Origin of the sequence: Bradyrhizobium sp. 172 (assembly GCF_023101065.1) — a bacterium.
Classification (GTDB): Bacteria; Pseudomonadota; Alphaproteobacteria; order Rhizobiales; family Xanthobacteraceae; genus Bradyrhizobium; species Bradyrhizobium canariense_D.
The window spans coordinates 7,415,075-7,430,331 of record NZ_CP064701.1 but is presented as its reverse complement, the minus strand read 5'-3'; the positions used below and the strand labels follow the sequence as shown (position 1 = coordinate 7,430,331).

The following is a 15,257-nucleotide window of genomic DNA, read 5'->3' as shown; positions in this document are numbered from 1 at the left end:
GGCTAAGTCAGGCGGGGATAGGTCGCATGCGGATTATCGATCATGATCTTGCGCACGAGATCGGGGGTGAGACCTGCGGGCAGCGCCTCCTGGCCGTCGAACTGCCAGTGCGGATAGTCGGTGGAGAATACGACCAATTCGTCGGACTGCATATGATCAAACAGGCGAATTAATGTCGCCTCATCCGGCGGTGCATCGAATGGCTGCAACGAGAAGCGGATGTTGCTGCGCACAATGTCCAGCGGCGCGCGATCAACCCACGGCGTCTCCATCCGCACCCCACGCCAGAACTTGTGCAGGCGCCATAGAAATGGGGAGATCCAGGACACCCCGGATTCAAGCATCACCATCTTCAGCCGCGGATATTTGACGAACACGCCCTCGACGATCAGGCTGGTGAGCTGGGTCTGGAACGCCTGGGCCTGACCGGCATAATCCTCGATGTGGTAGGAACCCCAGCCCACGGCGGTCGGCGGATTGTGATAGGCGGAACCGGCATGAATGCCGATCGGTAATTCCAGCCGTTCCGCCGCCTCGTAGATCGGCCAGAGCGCGCGCTTGCCGAGCGGCGTATCGCCCATCACGAGCATCAGCACCTGCACGAAGCGGCGGTCCGTCGCACAGCGCTCGATCTCGGCGACGGCCTTCTCGACGCTTTGGGTGGGGATCACGATCGAGCCGCGCAGCCGCGGATCGCGATCGAGCCATTCCTTCACGAGCCAGTCGTTCAGCGCGCGGCAGAAGGCGGCCTGCAGATCCTCTGAAAACACCATCTGCACGCCGTAGAGCGGATTGCAGATGGCGTGCGAGAGCTGGAAGGGATCGAGCACATGGCGCTGCATGTCCGCCAGGCTTTCACCCGGCTTGCCGCTTTCGGGGCGCCAGTCGGGCCGCGCCGTGATCGGCGAGTTCTGCGGGTAGGATTGCGAGATGAGATCGACCATGCCGCGCGTCGTCACCTGATCGCGCCAATACTCGTTCAGGTACGGCAGCAGGCTGGTCAGATGCGGCACGGCCGGATGCACATCGCAATCCACTCCGCCGGCGATCAGGGACGCCATGACGTGTCCTTCACGTTTCCTCGTCGCGTCTTTCCCGCGGGCAGAGCTTGGCCGCTCCGCCCTTTGGCCGCCATTCAAGCAGGCCTGCCCGTTGGCTGCAACTCGGCCAACGGCGCTGTCATATGCTAGAAAGGCCGAGCTCGGTTGCGAAGCAATAAGGGGTCAAGGAATGAAAGAGCTCGTCGGCATTGCGGAACAGGTCGCAGCGAAGCTGATCGCGCGCAAACAGACCATTGCTGTTGCGGAATCCTCGACCGGCGGCCTGATCTCGGCCAGCCTTCTCGCGGTGCCCGGCGCGTCCGCTTATTTCCTCGGCGGGGCCGTGGTCTACACTCGCGATGCCAGGCGCGTGCTGATGGATATTTCGGACGAAGGAATGAAGGGCTTTCGTTCCTCCTCGGAGCCCTACGCGCAATTGCTGGCCGGGCAGATGCGCAGCCGTTTCAACTGCGATTGGGGCCTGTCGGAGACCGGGGCGTCCGGTCCCACCGGCAATCGCTACGGCGATGCGGCGGGCCACAGCTGCATGGCGGTCGCCGGGCCCGCAGTCGAGGTGATGACGCTTGAGACGGGCAGCAACGACCGCTTGGCCAATATGCAGACCTTTGCAGCGACAGCGCTGAAATTGCTGCTGAAGAATCTGGAGCGGTGAGCTCGCGGCCTCCCGAATATCTGGCTGTGCCGGAGAATGTGTGGTGTGACGCGCTCTTTACCGCGACACGTGCGCCGACACCGCCAGCCACGTCCCGTTCGTCTTCGCCCAGCAATCGGTATAGCGCCCGGTGGCCTGCTGGCCGTCCGCATTGGTGTAGCTCGTTGCCGCGTGGATGATGGCGAAATCACCCATGATACGGATGATGACGTCGTGCTCTCTGAGGTTTCGGATCGCAATCGGCCGCGCCGTCTGCTTCAGGAAGGCCTCGCGATCGACCAGCGTCTTGTCGGGATTGGAGCAGTAGAACTCCGGCGCCAAAATCTCGTCGAAGCGCTTGACGTCGCAATTCTGCACCGAGGCCACATAGTCGCGGTTGAGCGCGGTGAGCTGTTCGAGGTCGTTGCTCATGGGGTTTCTCTCAGTCATTGAACAAGGGCGGCGGCACGAACCCGCCGAACTCGCGTTCGATCAGCTCGGCGAGCTTCAACGGCGTGTGGTCCTCGAGGAAGGGCCCGATGATTTGCACGCCGACCGGCAGGCCGTCCTTCGATAGGCCGAGTGGAACAGCCGTTGCCGGCAGGCCCGTCAGCGTGGCGATGCCGGGCCACGCAAGCTGGTCCGGATAGGCGTGGTCCTTGCCATCGATGTTGATTCGGCGCTTTTCCTGCTCCGGCGAATGATCATGCGGATAGGCCGGCGTGGGCATGATCGGACAGATCACCGCATCGAATGTCTTGAACAATTGCCGCCATTGCGCGCGCAGGCCGGCGCGGGCGCCCTCGTCGAATACCCAGGCCTGATGCGTGCTGGTGATACCACGCAGCCGTTCGGCAGCGAGACTCTTGTCGTCGGGTGAGAGCTGCGCTGCACCGGCACGCGCGCGCGCGAGATTGTCCGGCGGAAGGAAGGCGCCGAGGAAGCTCATCAGCATGCGCATGTAGAGGCGAGAAGCCTCCGTGAAGTCCGGAAACAGCGGACTTTCGCGCGCGACGCGCGCGCCCGTGCCCGTCAATTGCCCCGCCAGTTTTTCGATCGCGCCGCGAATATCTGCATTCGCAGGCAGCAGCGGATGGCTGTCGATCACCAGCACCCGGAAATCCTTCAGCGCGCGGTGTCGCGCCTCCGGCAGCGCGAGCTTGTATCCGATGCCCAGGTCCAACGGATCGGGGCCTGCCATCACGTCCAGGAGCAGGGGCAGGTCGACTGCGCTCCGCGCCATCGGACCGATCACCGCCATATCGCGCTCCATCGGGATGGCTGGAAAGGGCGGCGGCGTGTGGCCACGCGTTGGACAGAGATTGTAGGTCGGCTTATGCGCATAGACCCCGCAATGGAAGGCGGGCACGCGCAACGAGCCGCCGATGTCGGACCCAAGCGAGAGTGGTCCGTAGCCTGCCGCGAGCGCCGCAGACGAGCCGCCCGACGAGCCACCCGGCGTGCGGCCGAGATCGAACGGATTGTTCGTCGTGCCGTAGATCTCGTTGTAGCTCTGCCAATCCGCCAAGCCCACGGGGACGTTGGTCTTGCCGAGGATGACGCCACCGGCCTCCTTGACCCGGGCGATCGACAGCGCGTCCTCCGCCGGCTTGAAATCTTTCTGCGGCGTCCAGCCCCAGGTCGTGGGCAGGCCGGCGATGTTGTAGGATTCTTTCACAGTGATGGGGAGACCGAGCAGCGGCTTTCGCTCGCCGCGCGCCAATGCGGCGTCTGCCTCGCGTGCGGCGTCCAGCGCACGGTCGAAATCCCGGACGCAGATCGCGTTGACCTTGCTGTCGTGCCGTTCGATGCGGTCGATCGCATCCTGCGTGAGCTCGACCGCGGAAACCTTCTTGGCCGTCAGTGCCGCCGACAGCTCGACCGCGCTCTTGAAGCTCCATTCGGATTTGGCCATCCCGCATCTCCTGTTCTTAGCGTGGAACAATGATGCGCAGTTTGGCCCAGCACCGCAACCGCCGTTTGATCGCGATTGACATCTGAGCAAGACGGAACGCGGTGAGCCAAGCAACCACTCGCAGTCATCGCCCGGCTTGACCGGGCGATCCAGTATTCCACCGGCGCCGATTGGACACGGACAGGTCGCGGCGTGCTGGATGCCCGGTCAAGCCGGGGCATGAAGGCGTCCTACGCCGCTCCGATCAATATCCCCACCGCCAGCACGATCGCGCCGCCGAGCACGATCTGGAACACGGCCTGGAGGAACGGCGTGTCCATGTAGCGCGCGCGGATGAAGGCGATCGCCCACAATTCGAAGAACACGACAATTCCGGCGATTCCCGTCGCGATCCAGAATGCGTTGGCCCAGCTATCGGGCACGAGATAGGGCAGGGTGTGCCCAAGCCCGCCTAGCGTCGTCATCAAGCCGCAGGTGAGACCGCGCAGCCAGGGCGAACCACGCCCGGTCAGCGAGCCGTCATCGGACAGCGCTTCCGCAAAGCCCATGCTGATGCCGGCACCGATCGAGGCGGCGAGGCCGACCAGAAATGTTTGCCAATTCTGATGCGTGGCGAAGGCAGCCGCAAACAGCGGCGCCAGCGTCGAGACGGAGCCGTCCATCAGGCCGGCGAGACCTGGCTGCACATATTGCAGCACGAACATGCGCCGGTTGGTGCGGTCTTCCTCGGCGCGCACGTCTGAACTCAGGATCCGATCCGTCAGCTTCGCCGCCACCTTTTCGTGGCCCTTCTCGGCCTCGGCCAGATCGCCGAGCAGGCGGCGCACGCCGACATCCTGCGCCTGTTCAGCGGCCTTCACGTAAAAGCGCTCGGCCTGCAATTCCATTGTCTCGACCTCCTTGCGGATGGTGTCGAGCGACAGGTTTTTGGTGAGCCAGACCGGACGGCGGCGCAGGAAGCCTTTGACGTCCTCGCGGCGGATCGGGGGCAAATGCGGACCGAAGCGCTGCTCGTACATTTCCAGCAGCATGTGGCGATGGCCGCGCTCTTCCTCGGCCATCTGTTCGAAGATCTTGGCGGAGTCCGGATAGCGCTCCTTCAAGTCTTCGGCGAAGCTCATGTAGATGCGGCTGTCCTCCTCCTCGGAGGAGATTGCGACCGCAAGCACCTCGCGCTCGGTCAGATCGGCAAAATTCTTCACGGCGGCCCTGTCTGATTAGTTTAGAATAATTCTAAACTATATAGGGCGCTTGGGTTACCGGGTCAAACCACGCCGCGGCTCTTCGCCAGGAAATCGAGCAGCAGGCGGCTCACCTCGGCCGGCTGCTCCTGCTGCACCCAGTGACCGGCGCCATCGACGAGGTGGCAGCCCAGCAGCTTCGTGCAGGCCCGCGCCTGCATGGCCTCGAATACGCCGGGACGCTGATAGGTGCCCCAATCCTGCTTGCCCGAGATGAAGCAGGAGGGGATGTCGATGTTGCGGCCGGCCAGCAATTGGAGCTGGCTGTTGAATGCGCCCGATGTGCCGCAGCGGTACCATTGCAGGCCGCCCTGGAATCCAGTGCGGCCATATTCGGCGCTGTAGTAGCCGAGCTCGCGGTCGGGCAGCCATTGATTGGCGGCGATTGCGGCCTGCGAGGGCATCTCCTTCGCGACCGTCTCGGCCATGGTCTCGTTCAGGTCCATCACATAATAGGTCGGCAGCTTCGCAAGCTCGTTCGCCGACCAGGATTTCAGCGGATATGGCTTGTTGTCGGTCCAGTCCGCGCTCTTGTGATGATAGTAGGCGCGCAGGAAATCATGCACGCCCTGTGGCGCGCGGTGCATGTCGGCATTGGCCGGGCGTGTCGCATAGTACCATTGATAATGCTTGCGTGGACGCGGCAAGGCGGCGAGCTCGCGATGCACGGGGTCTTCGGCCGCTGGCTTTACCGGCGTGTCGACCGTGTTGAACGGCAGCGGCGGCGCTCCGCCGAATGGCGCGCTCATCATCGTCACCGAACGAAATACGTCGGGCCGCATCAGCGCGCACCAGGCCGCGACTGGGCTGCCGAAATCATGTCCGACCACGTCGACTTGCCTGTAGCCGAACGCCGACACCAGCCCGAGCGCATCCCGCACCAGGTTGAAGAGCGAAAAGGGCGCGAGATCGCCGTCATACTCCGCGCTCCATCCCGTCGTCCGGCCATAGCCGCGCTGGTCCGGCGCGATCACGTGATAGCCAGCCGAGCTCAGCGCCGGCATCACCTTTCGCCAGGAGAAGGCAAGCTCGGGAAAGCCGTGCAGCAGCAGGGTGCAGGGCCGCCCCTTGGTCTCGAAGCCGGCCTCCAGCACATGCATGCGCAGGCCGTTGATATCGTCGACATAGCGTGAGCGGATGCCGGCGGGGAGCGGGATGTCGGGGAGCATTGTCATTTGCTTTCTCCACACGGGTGGAATCGTAAGGAGGGCAAAGGCGCGCTTCGCGCGCCGTGCCCACCATCATTCTACAACGCGTTTGGCATGGTGGGCACGCTTCGCTTTGCCCACCCTACGATTGCGCCATTCGACTACACCGCCGCGCATACGAAGCCACTGCCCTTGCGCCGGATCTTCCCAACGGACGGCGACGGGAAATGCGCGGTGCAGCACAGCGTGTCGGTGTCGCAATAGCGTTCCAGGAAGCTGCGGCGCGTCGTTGCCGCCCTGGCTTGATCGAGGTCGAACTTGACCGACAGCTCCGGATAGAGCGTCTGGATCGGTGAGTGCATGAGGTCGCCGGAGAACACGGCGTCGTCCTTGCCGTGGCCCATCGTGATGGCGATATGGCCCGGCGTGTGGCCCGGCGTCGGCAGGATGCGGACGTGATCGCCGATCTGGTGATCGTTGCCGACAAGCTCGTGGCGTTTGGCCTCGACCACCGGCAGCACGCTGTCGGCGAAGGGCGGCACCTCCGCCTTCGCGTTCTGCTCGGTCCAATGATCGAACTCCTGCTTGGCGAAGACGTAGCGCGCTTTCGGGAAGGTCGGCACCCAGCGGCCGTTCTCCAGACGCGTGTTCCAGCCGACGTGATCGACATGCAGATGCGTGCACATCACGAAGTCGATGTCGTCAGGCGAGAATCCGGCAGCGTTGAGTCCGCGCAGATAGGTGTCGTCGGTCTTCATGTTCCATTTCGGGCGCTGCGGCCGCGGCTTGTCGTTGCCGATGCAGCTGTCGACCAGAATGGTGTGGTGCGGCGTCTTGATCACATAGGACTGGAAGCACAGCATCAATGTGTCGCCGTCATCCAAGGCTTTCGCCTCCCTCATCCACGCGCGGTTCTCGGCCAGCAGCTCCGGTGTCAGCCCCGGCAACATCTCCAGCGCCGGGACGAACGAGGTTTCCTGCTCGATGATGCGATGGATGGTGAGATCGCCGACCGCGTATTTCAGGCTCATATGAACTCCCGCGCTTTACGCCGCCGGCGGCACCGAGATCTTCACGGAGGGCCGCTCGAGCATCTTTTGATGGAAGGCATCGAGCTTCGGATAGGCCTTGCGCCAGCCGCAATCGGCGAAGCGGAAGTCGGCATAGCCGAGCACGCAGACGAGGCCGATCTGCGAGATGTCGAACGGATCGTTGAGGACATCGGGCATGTTCTCGAAGCGCGCCATGCCGGTCCAGGCCCGATTCCAATGGTCGTCCGACCACGCCTGCCATTGCAGGCCCTGCGGTCGCACCATCTTCTCGTAGCGGCACAGCAGCATGGAATCGAGCATGCCGTTGATCAGGGAATGATTGGTCTTGGCCTTCCAGCGCCGCGGACCGTAATCGGGGATCAGGCTGCCGCCGGCCATCTCGTTGAGGTATTCGACGATGACATACGAGTCCAGGATGACGTCGCCGTCATTGGTGATCAGCACCGGCAGCTTTTTCAGCGGCGTGATGCGTGAATAGTCCTCGTTGGCCGTGCCGGGCGCGACGCTCGCCGGCGTGAGTTCGATCTTGTCGATCAGCCCGAGCTCGATCGCGGCGATGCGCACCTTGCGGGCAAAGGGCGAGGCGGGGGAGAAGGTGAGCTTCATGGGACAATTCCCTGCGATCGGTCTTGAGCAAATGGTGTCTCGTCCGTCATGGCCGGGCTTGACCCGGCCATCCACGCGCTTCCGCGTGGCTAGACTGTGAGACGTGGATGCCCGGGACAAGCCCGGGCATGACGACGAGTGTGCGCTGGCCGAGGCTTACGCCGCGACGATCTCCTGGCGCTGCTCGCCAAGACCCTCGATGCCGAGCGTGATGACGTCGCCGACATTGAGGAAGGTCGGCGGCTTCATGCCGAGGCCGACGCCGGGCGGGGTGCCTGTCGTGATGATGTCGCCCGGCAGCAGCGTCATGAACTGCGAGACATAGGAGATGCACTTGGCCATCGAGAAGATCATAGTCTTGGTCGAGCCGGTCTGACGGCGCTGGCCGTTCACGTCGAGCCACATCGGCAGGTTCTGCACGTCCTTGATCTCGTCCTTGGTGGCGAGCCAGGGGCCGAGCGGGCCGAACGTGTCGTGCGACTTGCCCTTGGTCCACTGACCCAGGCGCTCGATCTGGAAGGCGCGCTCGGAGACGTCGTTGCAGACGCAGTAGCCGGCGACGTGGTTGAGCGCGTCGGCTTCCGAAACGTATTTTGCGCGGGTGCCGATGATCGCGGCGATCTCGACCTCCCAGTCGAGCTTGGTCGAGCCGCGCGGCTTCTCGATGGCGTCGTTCGGGCCGGACAGCGAGGTGTTGGCCTTCATGAAAATGATCGGCTCGCTCGGGATCTCCGCGCCGGTCTCCTTGGCGTGGTCGCTGTAGTTGAGGCCGATCGCCACGAATTTCGACATGCCGGTAACGGGGGCGCCGAACCGCGGCTTGCCGGAGACGGCGGGCAGCGAGGCGGGATCGAGCGCCGCCAGCTTCTTCAGGCTCTCGGGCGAATAGGCCTCGCCGGTCAGGTCCTTCACATGCGCCGATAGGTCCCGCAACTGGCCGGATTTGTCGATCAGGCCGGGCTTTTCCGCACCCTTCTCGCCATAACGAACAAGCTTCATTCTCGTTTCTCCCTGGAATGGACCGATCGGTTAAACAGCTTCATGGAACAGGGCGGCGGGAAATTCAACCGCTCAAAGAGGGCGCATTGCAGCCCTCTCGATTCGGGAGGTTCGTCCGGGCACGAGACTAGGCCAGCGCCTCGAACCTGAATGCGTCCCCATCCCGCTTGATGTGCCCGGCCGAAAAGTGCCCGCCGATCACCAGCGTCGGGGTGTCGGCAAACCGGCCGAACAATTCGCGCCGCGTCGCGGCAGATTGGCTCTGATCGGAATCCGCGTTCGAGGACCAGCCGAGATGCGCCATCTGGCAGGGATGATGGGCGACGTCGCCCGTCAGCAGTCCCTGCTCGCCGTCCGACCGGATCAGAACGCTCATATGCCCGGGGCTGTGGCCGGGGGTTGGGATCATGCTGATCTCCTCGCTGAGCCGGTGGTCGCTCGCGACCAACTCCGCCCGGCCGGCATCGACGATCGGCTTCACGGAATCGACAAACACGGCCTGCTTGTCCGGCTCGGTGGAGTGGTCGCGCCAGTGCTGGTATTCGGTCTTGCCGAAGACGTAGCGCGCGTTGGGGAAGCTCGGCACCCATTTGCCGTCGACCCATTTCGTGTTCCAGCCGACATGATCGACATGAAGATGCGTGCACAGCACGGTATCGATGCTGTCGGGCGGAAAGCCCGCCGCAATCATCGTCTCCAGGAATGGTGTGGTGCGATTGTTCCAGGTCGGGACGTTGCGGCCCTGCTTGTCGTTGCCAAGTCCGGTATCGACCACGATGCGGCGCGAAGGAGTTTCGAGCACCAGCGAATGGATCGACATTTTCAGCCGGCCTTCTTCCGTGGCGAAATGCGGGATCAGCCAGGGCAGCTTCCGGATTTCATCGTTGGTTGCTGCCGGGAGGATGAAGCGGGTTGAACCCACCGTCTCCATCTCGACGAGTTTGGTGATCTTGACCCTGCCGACTTTCCACTGCATCCGGCGCATCCCCATGTTCTTGTTTGATGTTCTTGCTTTGCGGGGGAACATGCGCAGTTTCGCCCTCAGGCGCAATGGATCATCTGACGCCGTGCGGCGTTATCGCGGGAACCCAGGGAAAGACAAAGGGCCAGCCATGCCAGAGCTTGCGATTTCCGCGGAGAAGGTCGCCTTCATCATCGAAAAGGCGCGTGAATTCGACGTCAAGCAGGCGGATTCCGATCCGGATTCCGGCTCGAATGCGACTGATGACGATGCGGTCGACGTCCTCGAGGATGACGGCTCCGATCCGGTCGTCAACGAACTCGGAAGTTTCATCGTGGCCATGAACGAGGACGAGCAGATCGATCTCGTCGCGCTGACCTGGCTCGGCCGCGGCGACGGCACGATCGACGATTGGGACGATTTGCGCGCACGCGCCGTGGAAGCACGCGCGGAGTATCGCAGTCCCCGGCGCGAGACGGCGCATTATCTGCTCGGTGAGCCGATGCTGGGCGATCTGCTCGCCGACGGGCTCGATGAATTCGGCGTCGACTGGACCGACGGAGACCTGGTGGCCGATTCATCCGCTCCAAGCCAGCGGGACGAAGACGAGATCACCAAGCAGCGGTGATTCCGGCCGATATCAGCGCGCGCAGTCGACCACCACGGTGCCGAGCTTGTCGCCTTTCTCGACGGCGACATGGGCCTGCGCCGTCTCCGACAGCGCAAACTGCGCCGCGACATTGTGGATTCGCGGCCCCGCTGCCAGCCATTTCGAGATGTCGGCCTGCGCCGCCGCAAGCAGCGCCGGCGGCAGCGCGAACAAGACGAGCGAGCGGAGCGTGATGCACTTCTCCATCAGCTCGCGCATCGGCACGGTCGGCGTGCGGTTGCCGTTCGTGGCGTAGACCGCGATTGTCGAATTCATGGCCATCAACTTCAGGGTCGTCGCGATGTTGCCGCCGAAATCGACATCGACCAATTGGTCGACCCCGCGTCCGCCGGTGAAGGCCATGGCCTTGGCAACGACATCTTCGTCCCTGTAATTGACCACGAGATCGGCACCGGCTTGTCGCGCATGCTCGCCTTTTATCGCCGAGCTGACGGTCGCGATCACCTGCGCGCCGCCCCATTTCGCGAGTTGCACGGCGTAATGTCCGACTGCACCCGCGCCGCCGGTGACCAGCACCGACTTGCCGACGATCGGCCCGTCCGCAAACAGGGAGCACCACGCCGTCATTGCGGGAATGCCCAGCGTCGCGCCTTCCGCAAAAGAGAGATTGTCCGGCAACGGCGTCACCAGATGCTCGGCAAGCGCGATATATTCGGCCGCGGTGCCAAAGGCGCGGCCGTTACGCTGGCCGTTGAACAGCCAGACCCTGTCGCCGATCTTGAACCGCGTCGCGCCATCGCCGATCTGGTCGATAAAGCCCGCGCCATCGCTGTTCGGAATGACGCGCGAAAATTCCTTGGCGCGATAGCCGCCCCCGCGCCGGCCGACATCGGCCGGATTGACGCCGGAGGCTTCCAGGCGAATACGAACTTCGCCTGGACCTGCGACCGGCGTGGCCATCTCACCATAGGTGAGGACGTCCGCCGCCGGTCCTGTCTCCTCGTACCAGACCGCCCTCACAGCGTTCCCGGGAAGGCACCGCCATCGAGCAGAAGGTTCTGCCCGGTGATGAAGCCGGCCTTGGCGCCGCACAGGAATGCGCAGGCATAGCCGAACTCCTCGGGATCGCCGAAGCGGCCCGCGGGATTGAGCTTGGCGCGCTCGGCCAGAACCTGGTCCGGCGTGATGCCGCGCTTCTCGGATTCCCCCTTCGCGGTGCTGCGCAGGCGATCGGTCTCAAACGGGCCCGGCAGCAGGCCGTTGATGGTGACGTTGTTGATCACGGTCTTGCGCGACAGGCCGGCAATGAATCCGGTGAGGCCGGCGCGCGCGCCGTTGGAGAGACCGAGGATGTCGATCGGCGCCTTCACCGCCGCTGAGGTGATGTTGACGATGCGGCCGAACTTGCGGGCCATCATGCCGTCCACCGTCGACTTGATCAGCTCGATCGGGGTCAGCATGTTGGCATCGATCGCCTTAATCCAGTCGTCGCGGGTCCAGTTGCGGAAATCGCCGGGCGGAGGTCCGCCGGCATTGTTGATCAGGATGTCCGGCTCGGGGCAGGCCTTGAGCACGGCCTCGCGGCCCGCCGGCGTCGTGATGTCGCCGACGATCTCGGTGACGGTCACATCAGGATAGGCTTTGCGGATGTCGTCGGCCGTCTTCTTCAGGGCCTCGGCGCCGCGCGCGGTCAGCGTGACGTGAACGCCGGCCTCGGCCAGCGAGATGGCGCAGGCGCGTCCGAGGCCTTTGCTGGATGCGCAGACGATGGCGCGGCGGCCTTTGATCCCAAGATCCACTGTTTCACTCCCGTAATGTCAGGCAGGTTTTTAGAGCCGCTATTCTAGCCAACCTTGGCGCCGCTGATAAGGGATTGGCTCGCATCAAAATGCATGCACGCTTGCGCGGCGATGCAAATGCGCCTCATCAGATGCGCCGCTCCTGCTTGAGACGGTCGATCGCGGAGGCCGCCTCCGGCGGCAGCGACTTGAAGCCCATCTGGCCGACCGTCGAGAACAGCGGCCGCAGATGCGAACCGGCGAGGAACGGCGGCTGCCGGTTGGCCGGCACGATCTGGTCGAACACCAGCACCAAGGTGGTGGCGACGAGGCCGACCCTGATGGCGCCGAGCGCGGCGCCGCCGAGGCGGTCGCCGATGCCGGCGTCGCGTATCGTGTCGCTCAGCGCCAGCCGGCCGAGATGTCCAAACAGCATGCCGACCACCACGAAGATGCCGAAGAACCAGATCCAGTTCTGCAGCAGCGGCGCATTCGGATTGCCCGCGACCTGCGGGACGATCAGCGGCATCAGCGCAACCGCGATGGGGGCGGCGAGGAGATAGGCCAGGATCGTCATGGCGCTGCCGAGCAGGCCGGTCCTGAAACCGAAGCCGATCGCGATGGCGAGCGCCGCATAGACGGCGAGATCGAAACTGTTCATGCGCGGGAGCCTGCCATGGAACGAGTGAACGCAGAACCGATCATTCCGGTTTCAGATCGTTAAAATCGTCTGTATTGATGGCCAAAACCGATGACCCCAAAGCTCAGGGACGCGCCCAATGTCAGACCTATTCGACGTCAGTCGAGAAACCATCCTCGTCACAGGTGCGAGCCAGGGCTTGGGGCGGCAATTTGCCCGGGTGTTGGCGGCACATGGCGCGGCCGTCGCGCTCGCGGCGCGGCAGACCGACAAGCTGAAGAGCCTGGAAGACGAGATCCGCGGCAAGGGCGGCCGCGCCGCCGCCGTCGCGCTCGACGTCACCGACATCGCATCGATCGCCAGGGCCCTCGATGCCACGGAAGCCGCGCTCGGCCCGGTCACGGTGCTGATCAACAATGCTGGCATCGCGATCGAAAAGCTCGCGACCGAGCAGACCGAGGCCGATTGGGACGCGGTGATGGGCGCCAATCTCAAGGGCGCCTATTTCCTCGCGACCGAGATCGCGCGCCGCATGATCGCGAGCAAGCAGGCAGGCAACATCGTCAACATCGCCTCCGTGCTCGGCACCGGCGTGCTGAAGGCGGTGTCGCCTTACGCGATCTCCAAGGCCGGCATCATCCAGGCGACCAAAGCGATGGCGCTGGAGCTTGCGGGGCAGAACATCCGCGTCAACGCGCTGGCACCCGGCTACATCGACACCGAGATGAACCACGCGTTCTGGGCGACGCCGCCGGGCGAGCGCCTGACCAAGCGCATTCCCCAGCGCCGCATCGGCGCCGAGTCCGATCTCGACGGCGCGATCCTGCTGCTGGCCTCGAAGGCCTCGCGGTACATGACGGGCAGTGTGGTGACGGTGGACGGCGGGTTCTTGCTGAATTGAGAAGCTGCTATCGTCCCGGCCCCCCATGCGCAATTGCGCACTAGGCCGGGACGACGAGGTAGAGTCACCGCATCTCGCCCCTGATCATATCCGCCGCCTTCTCGCCGATCATGATCGCCGGCGCATTGGTGTTGCCGCCGATCAGTGTCGGCATGATCGAGGCGTCGACGACGCGCAGACCTTCCACGCCGTGCACCTTCAGCGCCGGATCGACCACGGCCATCGCGTCGGTGCCCATCTTGCAGGTGCCGACGGGGTGATAGACGGTGTCGACACGCGCGCGCAGGATGGCGCGGATATCGTCGTCCGTTCTCACATCGGACGTGAACATGTCCTTCTTCTGCAACGCGCGCATCGCGGGCGTCTCCATCAGCCTTCGCGTCGTCTTGAAGCCCGCGACCATCGTCTCGAGATCCTCCGCCTCGCCCAAGAAATTCGGATCGATCAGCGGCGCTGCCAGCGGATCGGCGCTTTTCAGCCAGACGCTGCCACGGCTCTTCGGCCGCAACAGGCAGACATGGCACGAGAAGCCCGCCTCCTTGTGCTTCTTGCGGCCGTGGTCGTCGAGCGTCGCGATGATGAAGTGCAGCTGGATGTCGGGCACATCGAGGTCGGCCCGGGTCTTCAGGAAGCCGCCACACTCGGCGAAATTGGTGGTCATCAGGCCGCGCCGCTCCCGGCGGTATCGTTGGATGGCGCGGAGCAGGGATGGTAGCCGGCCGAGCGACGAATGGACGAAGTGTGGATAGTCGGAGGCGTAGACGAACACGAAATCCGGATGATCCTGCAGATTGCGTCCTACGCCCGGCAAATGATGCACGACGTCGATCCCGTGGGCGGCAAGCGCCTTGCCGTCGCCTATGCCCGACAGCATCAGCAATTGCGGTGACTGGAAGGCGCCGGAGGCGAGGATCACCTCGCGACGGGCGCGTAGCTTCTTTGTCTGCTTGCCCTGGACATATTCGATGCCGACCGCGCGCCCACTTTCGAACAGGATGCGCGTGGCATGCGCCTGCGTCTCGACACGCAGATTGGCGCGCTTGTCCATGTGGGGATGCAGATAGGCGCGCGCCGCGCTCCAGCGCTCACCATTGTGCTGGGTCACCTGGTAGCTGCCGAGCCCTTCGTGATCCTCTTCATTGAAGTCCTCGCGGATGCGGAACTGCGCCTCGCGGGCGGCCTGATGGAAGATGTCGTGGATCGGATTGTCCGCGCGCAGTCTGTTGACATGCAGCGGGCCGCCCTTGCCATGATAGGCGCCGTCGAAATCGGCGTTGTTCTCCGAGCGGTTGAAATAGGGCAGCACGTCGGCATATGACCAGCCGGCATTGCCGAGCGAGGCCCAGTGGTCGTAGTCCCATTTGTTGCCGCGGATATAGACCATGGCGTTGATCGCCGAGGATCCGCCGAGTCCCTTGCCGCGCGGTTGATAGCCGATCCGGCCGTTCAATCCCTTCTGCGGCACGGTATCGAAACCCCAGTTCGCCGCCTTGTATGGCAAAGCCAGTCCGAACGGCGTGGTGATCCGCCAATTGTCGTTCCGACCGCCGGCATCGAGCAGCGCCACGGATGTCCCCGCATCCTCCGACAGCCGCCCCGCCACCGCGCAGCCGCCGGAGCCCGCGCCCACGACGACGAAATCGAATGTGTCCGTCACTGATGTTTCCCCCTGCATTCATTCTTTCCGTCATTGCGAGCGCAAGCGAAGCAATCC

General features: G+C 63.9%; 16 protein-coding genes. 3 read left to right on the top strand and 13 right to left on the bottom strand.

Going from position 1 to position 15,257, the window contains the following annotated elements; translation table 11 throughout:
• Positions 1-2 precede the first annotated feature (2 nt).
• Positions 3-1,061 carry an amidohydrolase family protein gene (locus IVB07_RS35310; RefSeq protein ID WP_018457575.1) on the bottom strand — a complete coding sequence of 353 codons (1,059 nt, stop codon included), beginning with the start codon at positions 1,059-1,061 and terminating at the stop codon, positions 3-5.
• Between the two features lie 169 nt (positions 1,062-1,230).
• Between IVB07_RS35310 and IVB07_RS35305 the strand changes: the two genes are divergently transcribed.
• Positions 1,231-1,713 carry a CinA family protein gene (locus IVB07_RS35305; protein ID WP_018457574.1) on the top strand — a complete coding sequence of 161 codons (483 nt, stop codon included), beginning with the start codon at positions 1,231-1,233 and terminating at the stop codon, positions 1,711-1,713.
• 57 nt (positions 1,714-1,770) lie between these two features.
• On the opposite strand, the gene IVB07_RS35300 is transcribed toward IVB07_RS35305, so the two are convergent.
• The 8 genes from IVB07_RS35300 to IVB07_RS35265 form a co-directional block, all read right to left on the bottom strand.
• Positions 1,771-2,124 carry a nuclear transport factor 2 family protein gene (locus IVB07_RS35300; RefSeq protein ID WP_018457573.1) on the bottom strand — a complete coding sequence of 118 codons (354 nt, stop codon included), beginning with the start codon at positions 2,122-2,124 and terminating at the stop codon, positions 1,771-1,773.
• Between the two features lie 10 nt (positions 2,125-2,134).
• Positions 2,135-3,607, bottom strand: coding sequence for an amidase (locus IVB07_RS35295; RefSeq protein WP_018457572.1), 1,473 nt, complete (start codon positions 3,605-3,607; stop codon positions 2,135-2,137).
• Between the two features lie 230 nt (positions 3,608-3,837).
• A complete protein-coding gene (gene mbfA / locus IVB07_RS35290) occupies positions 3,838-4,809 on the bottom strand; it encodes an iron exporter MbfA (RefSeq protein ID WP_247767409.1) in 972 nt (323 codons plus the stop codon).
• 62 nt (positions 4,810-4,871) lie between these two features.
• A complete protein-coding gene (locus tag IVB07_RS35285; RefSeq protein WP_026233401.1) occupies positions 4,872-6,023 on the bottom strand; it encodes an alpha/beta hydrolase in 1,152 nt (383 codons plus the stop codon).
• A gap of 134 nt (positions 6,024-6,157) precedes the next feature.
• Positions 6,158-7,027 (bottom strand): MBL fold metallo-hydrolase, encoded by an 870-nt coding sequence (locus IVB07_RS35280; protein ID WP_018457569.1) that lies wholly within the window; start codon positions 7,025-7,027, stop codon positions 6,158-6,160.
• Between the two features lie 15 nt (positions 7,028-7,042).
• Complete coding sequence (locus tag IVB07_RS35275; protein WP_247767408.1) at positions 7,043-7,654, bottom strand: glutathione S-transferase family protein; 612 nt, start codon at positions 7,652-7,654, stop codon at positions 7,043-7,045.
• 156 nt (positions 7,655-7,810) lie between these two features.
• Positions 7,811-8,653, bottom strand: a complete 843-nt coding sequence (locus IVB07_RS35270; RefSeq protein WP_018457567.1) for a fumarylacetoacetate hydrolase family protein — start codon at positions 8,651-8,653, stop codon at positions 7,811-7,813.
• Positions 8,654-8,780: 127 nt separating this feature from the next.
• On the bottom strand, positions 8,781-9,629 hold the full coding sequence (locus IVB07_RS35265) for an MBL fold metallo-hydrolase (RefSeq protein WP_026233400.1): 849 nt from the start codon (positions 9,627-9,629) through the stop codon (positions 8,781-8,783).
• 136 nt (positions 9,630-9,765) lie between these two features.
• On the opposite strand from IVB07_RS35265, the gene IVB07_RS35260 reads away from it, so the two are divergent.
• Entirely contained in the window at positions 9,766-10,242 is a 477-nt protein-coding gene (locus tag IVB07_RS35260) for a DUF3775 domain-containing protein (protein WP_018457565.1), read from the top strand.
• A 12-nt stretch (positions 10,243-10,254) separates the two neighbouring features.
• On the opposite strand, the gene IVB07_RS35255 is transcribed toward IVB07_RS35260, so the two are convergent.
• From IVB07_RS35255 to IVB07_RS35245, 3 genes are all read right to left on the bottom strand, one after another.
• Complete coding sequence (locus IVB07_RS35255) at positions 10,255-11,244, bottom strand: NADPH:quinone reductase (RefSeq protein ID WP_018457564.1); 990 nt, start codon at positions 11,242-11,244, stop codon at positions 10,255-10,257.
• Entirely contained in the window at positions 11,241-12,023 is a 783-nt protein-coding gene (locus IVB07_RS35250) for an SDR family oxidoreductase (protein WP_007605221.1), read from the bottom strand. Before IVB07_RS35250 ends, IVB07_RS35255 begins: the two co-directional genes overlap by 4 nt.
• Before the next feature lie 127 nt (positions 12,024-12,150).
• Positions 12,151-12,663, bottom strand: coding sequence for a CvpA family protein (locus IVB07_RS35245; protein ID WP_018457563.1), 513 nt, complete (start codon positions 12,661-12,663; stop codon positions 12,151-12,153).
• Positions 12,664-12,781: 118 nt separating this feature from the next.
• Here IVB07_RS35245 and IVB07_RS35240 point away from each other — a divergent pair, with 118 nt between their 5' ends.
• Positions 12,782-13,543, top strand: a complete 762-nt coding sequence (locus IVB07_RS35240) for an SDR family oxidoreductase (RefSeq protein ID WP_026233399.1) — start codon at positions 12,782-12,784, stop codon at positions 13,541-13,543.
• Between the two features lie 64 nt (positions 13,544-13,607).
• Here IVB07_RS35240 and IVB07_RS35235 read toward each other — a convergent pair whose 3' ends face one another.
• Positions 13,608-15,200 carry a choline dehydrogenase gene (locus IVB07_RS35235; protein ID WP_018457561.1) on the bottom strand — a complete coding sequence of 531 codons (1,593 nt, stop codon included), beginning with the start codon at positions 15,198-15,200 and terminating at the stop codon, positions 13,608-13,610.
• Positions 15,201-15,257: the final 57 nt, after the last annotated feature.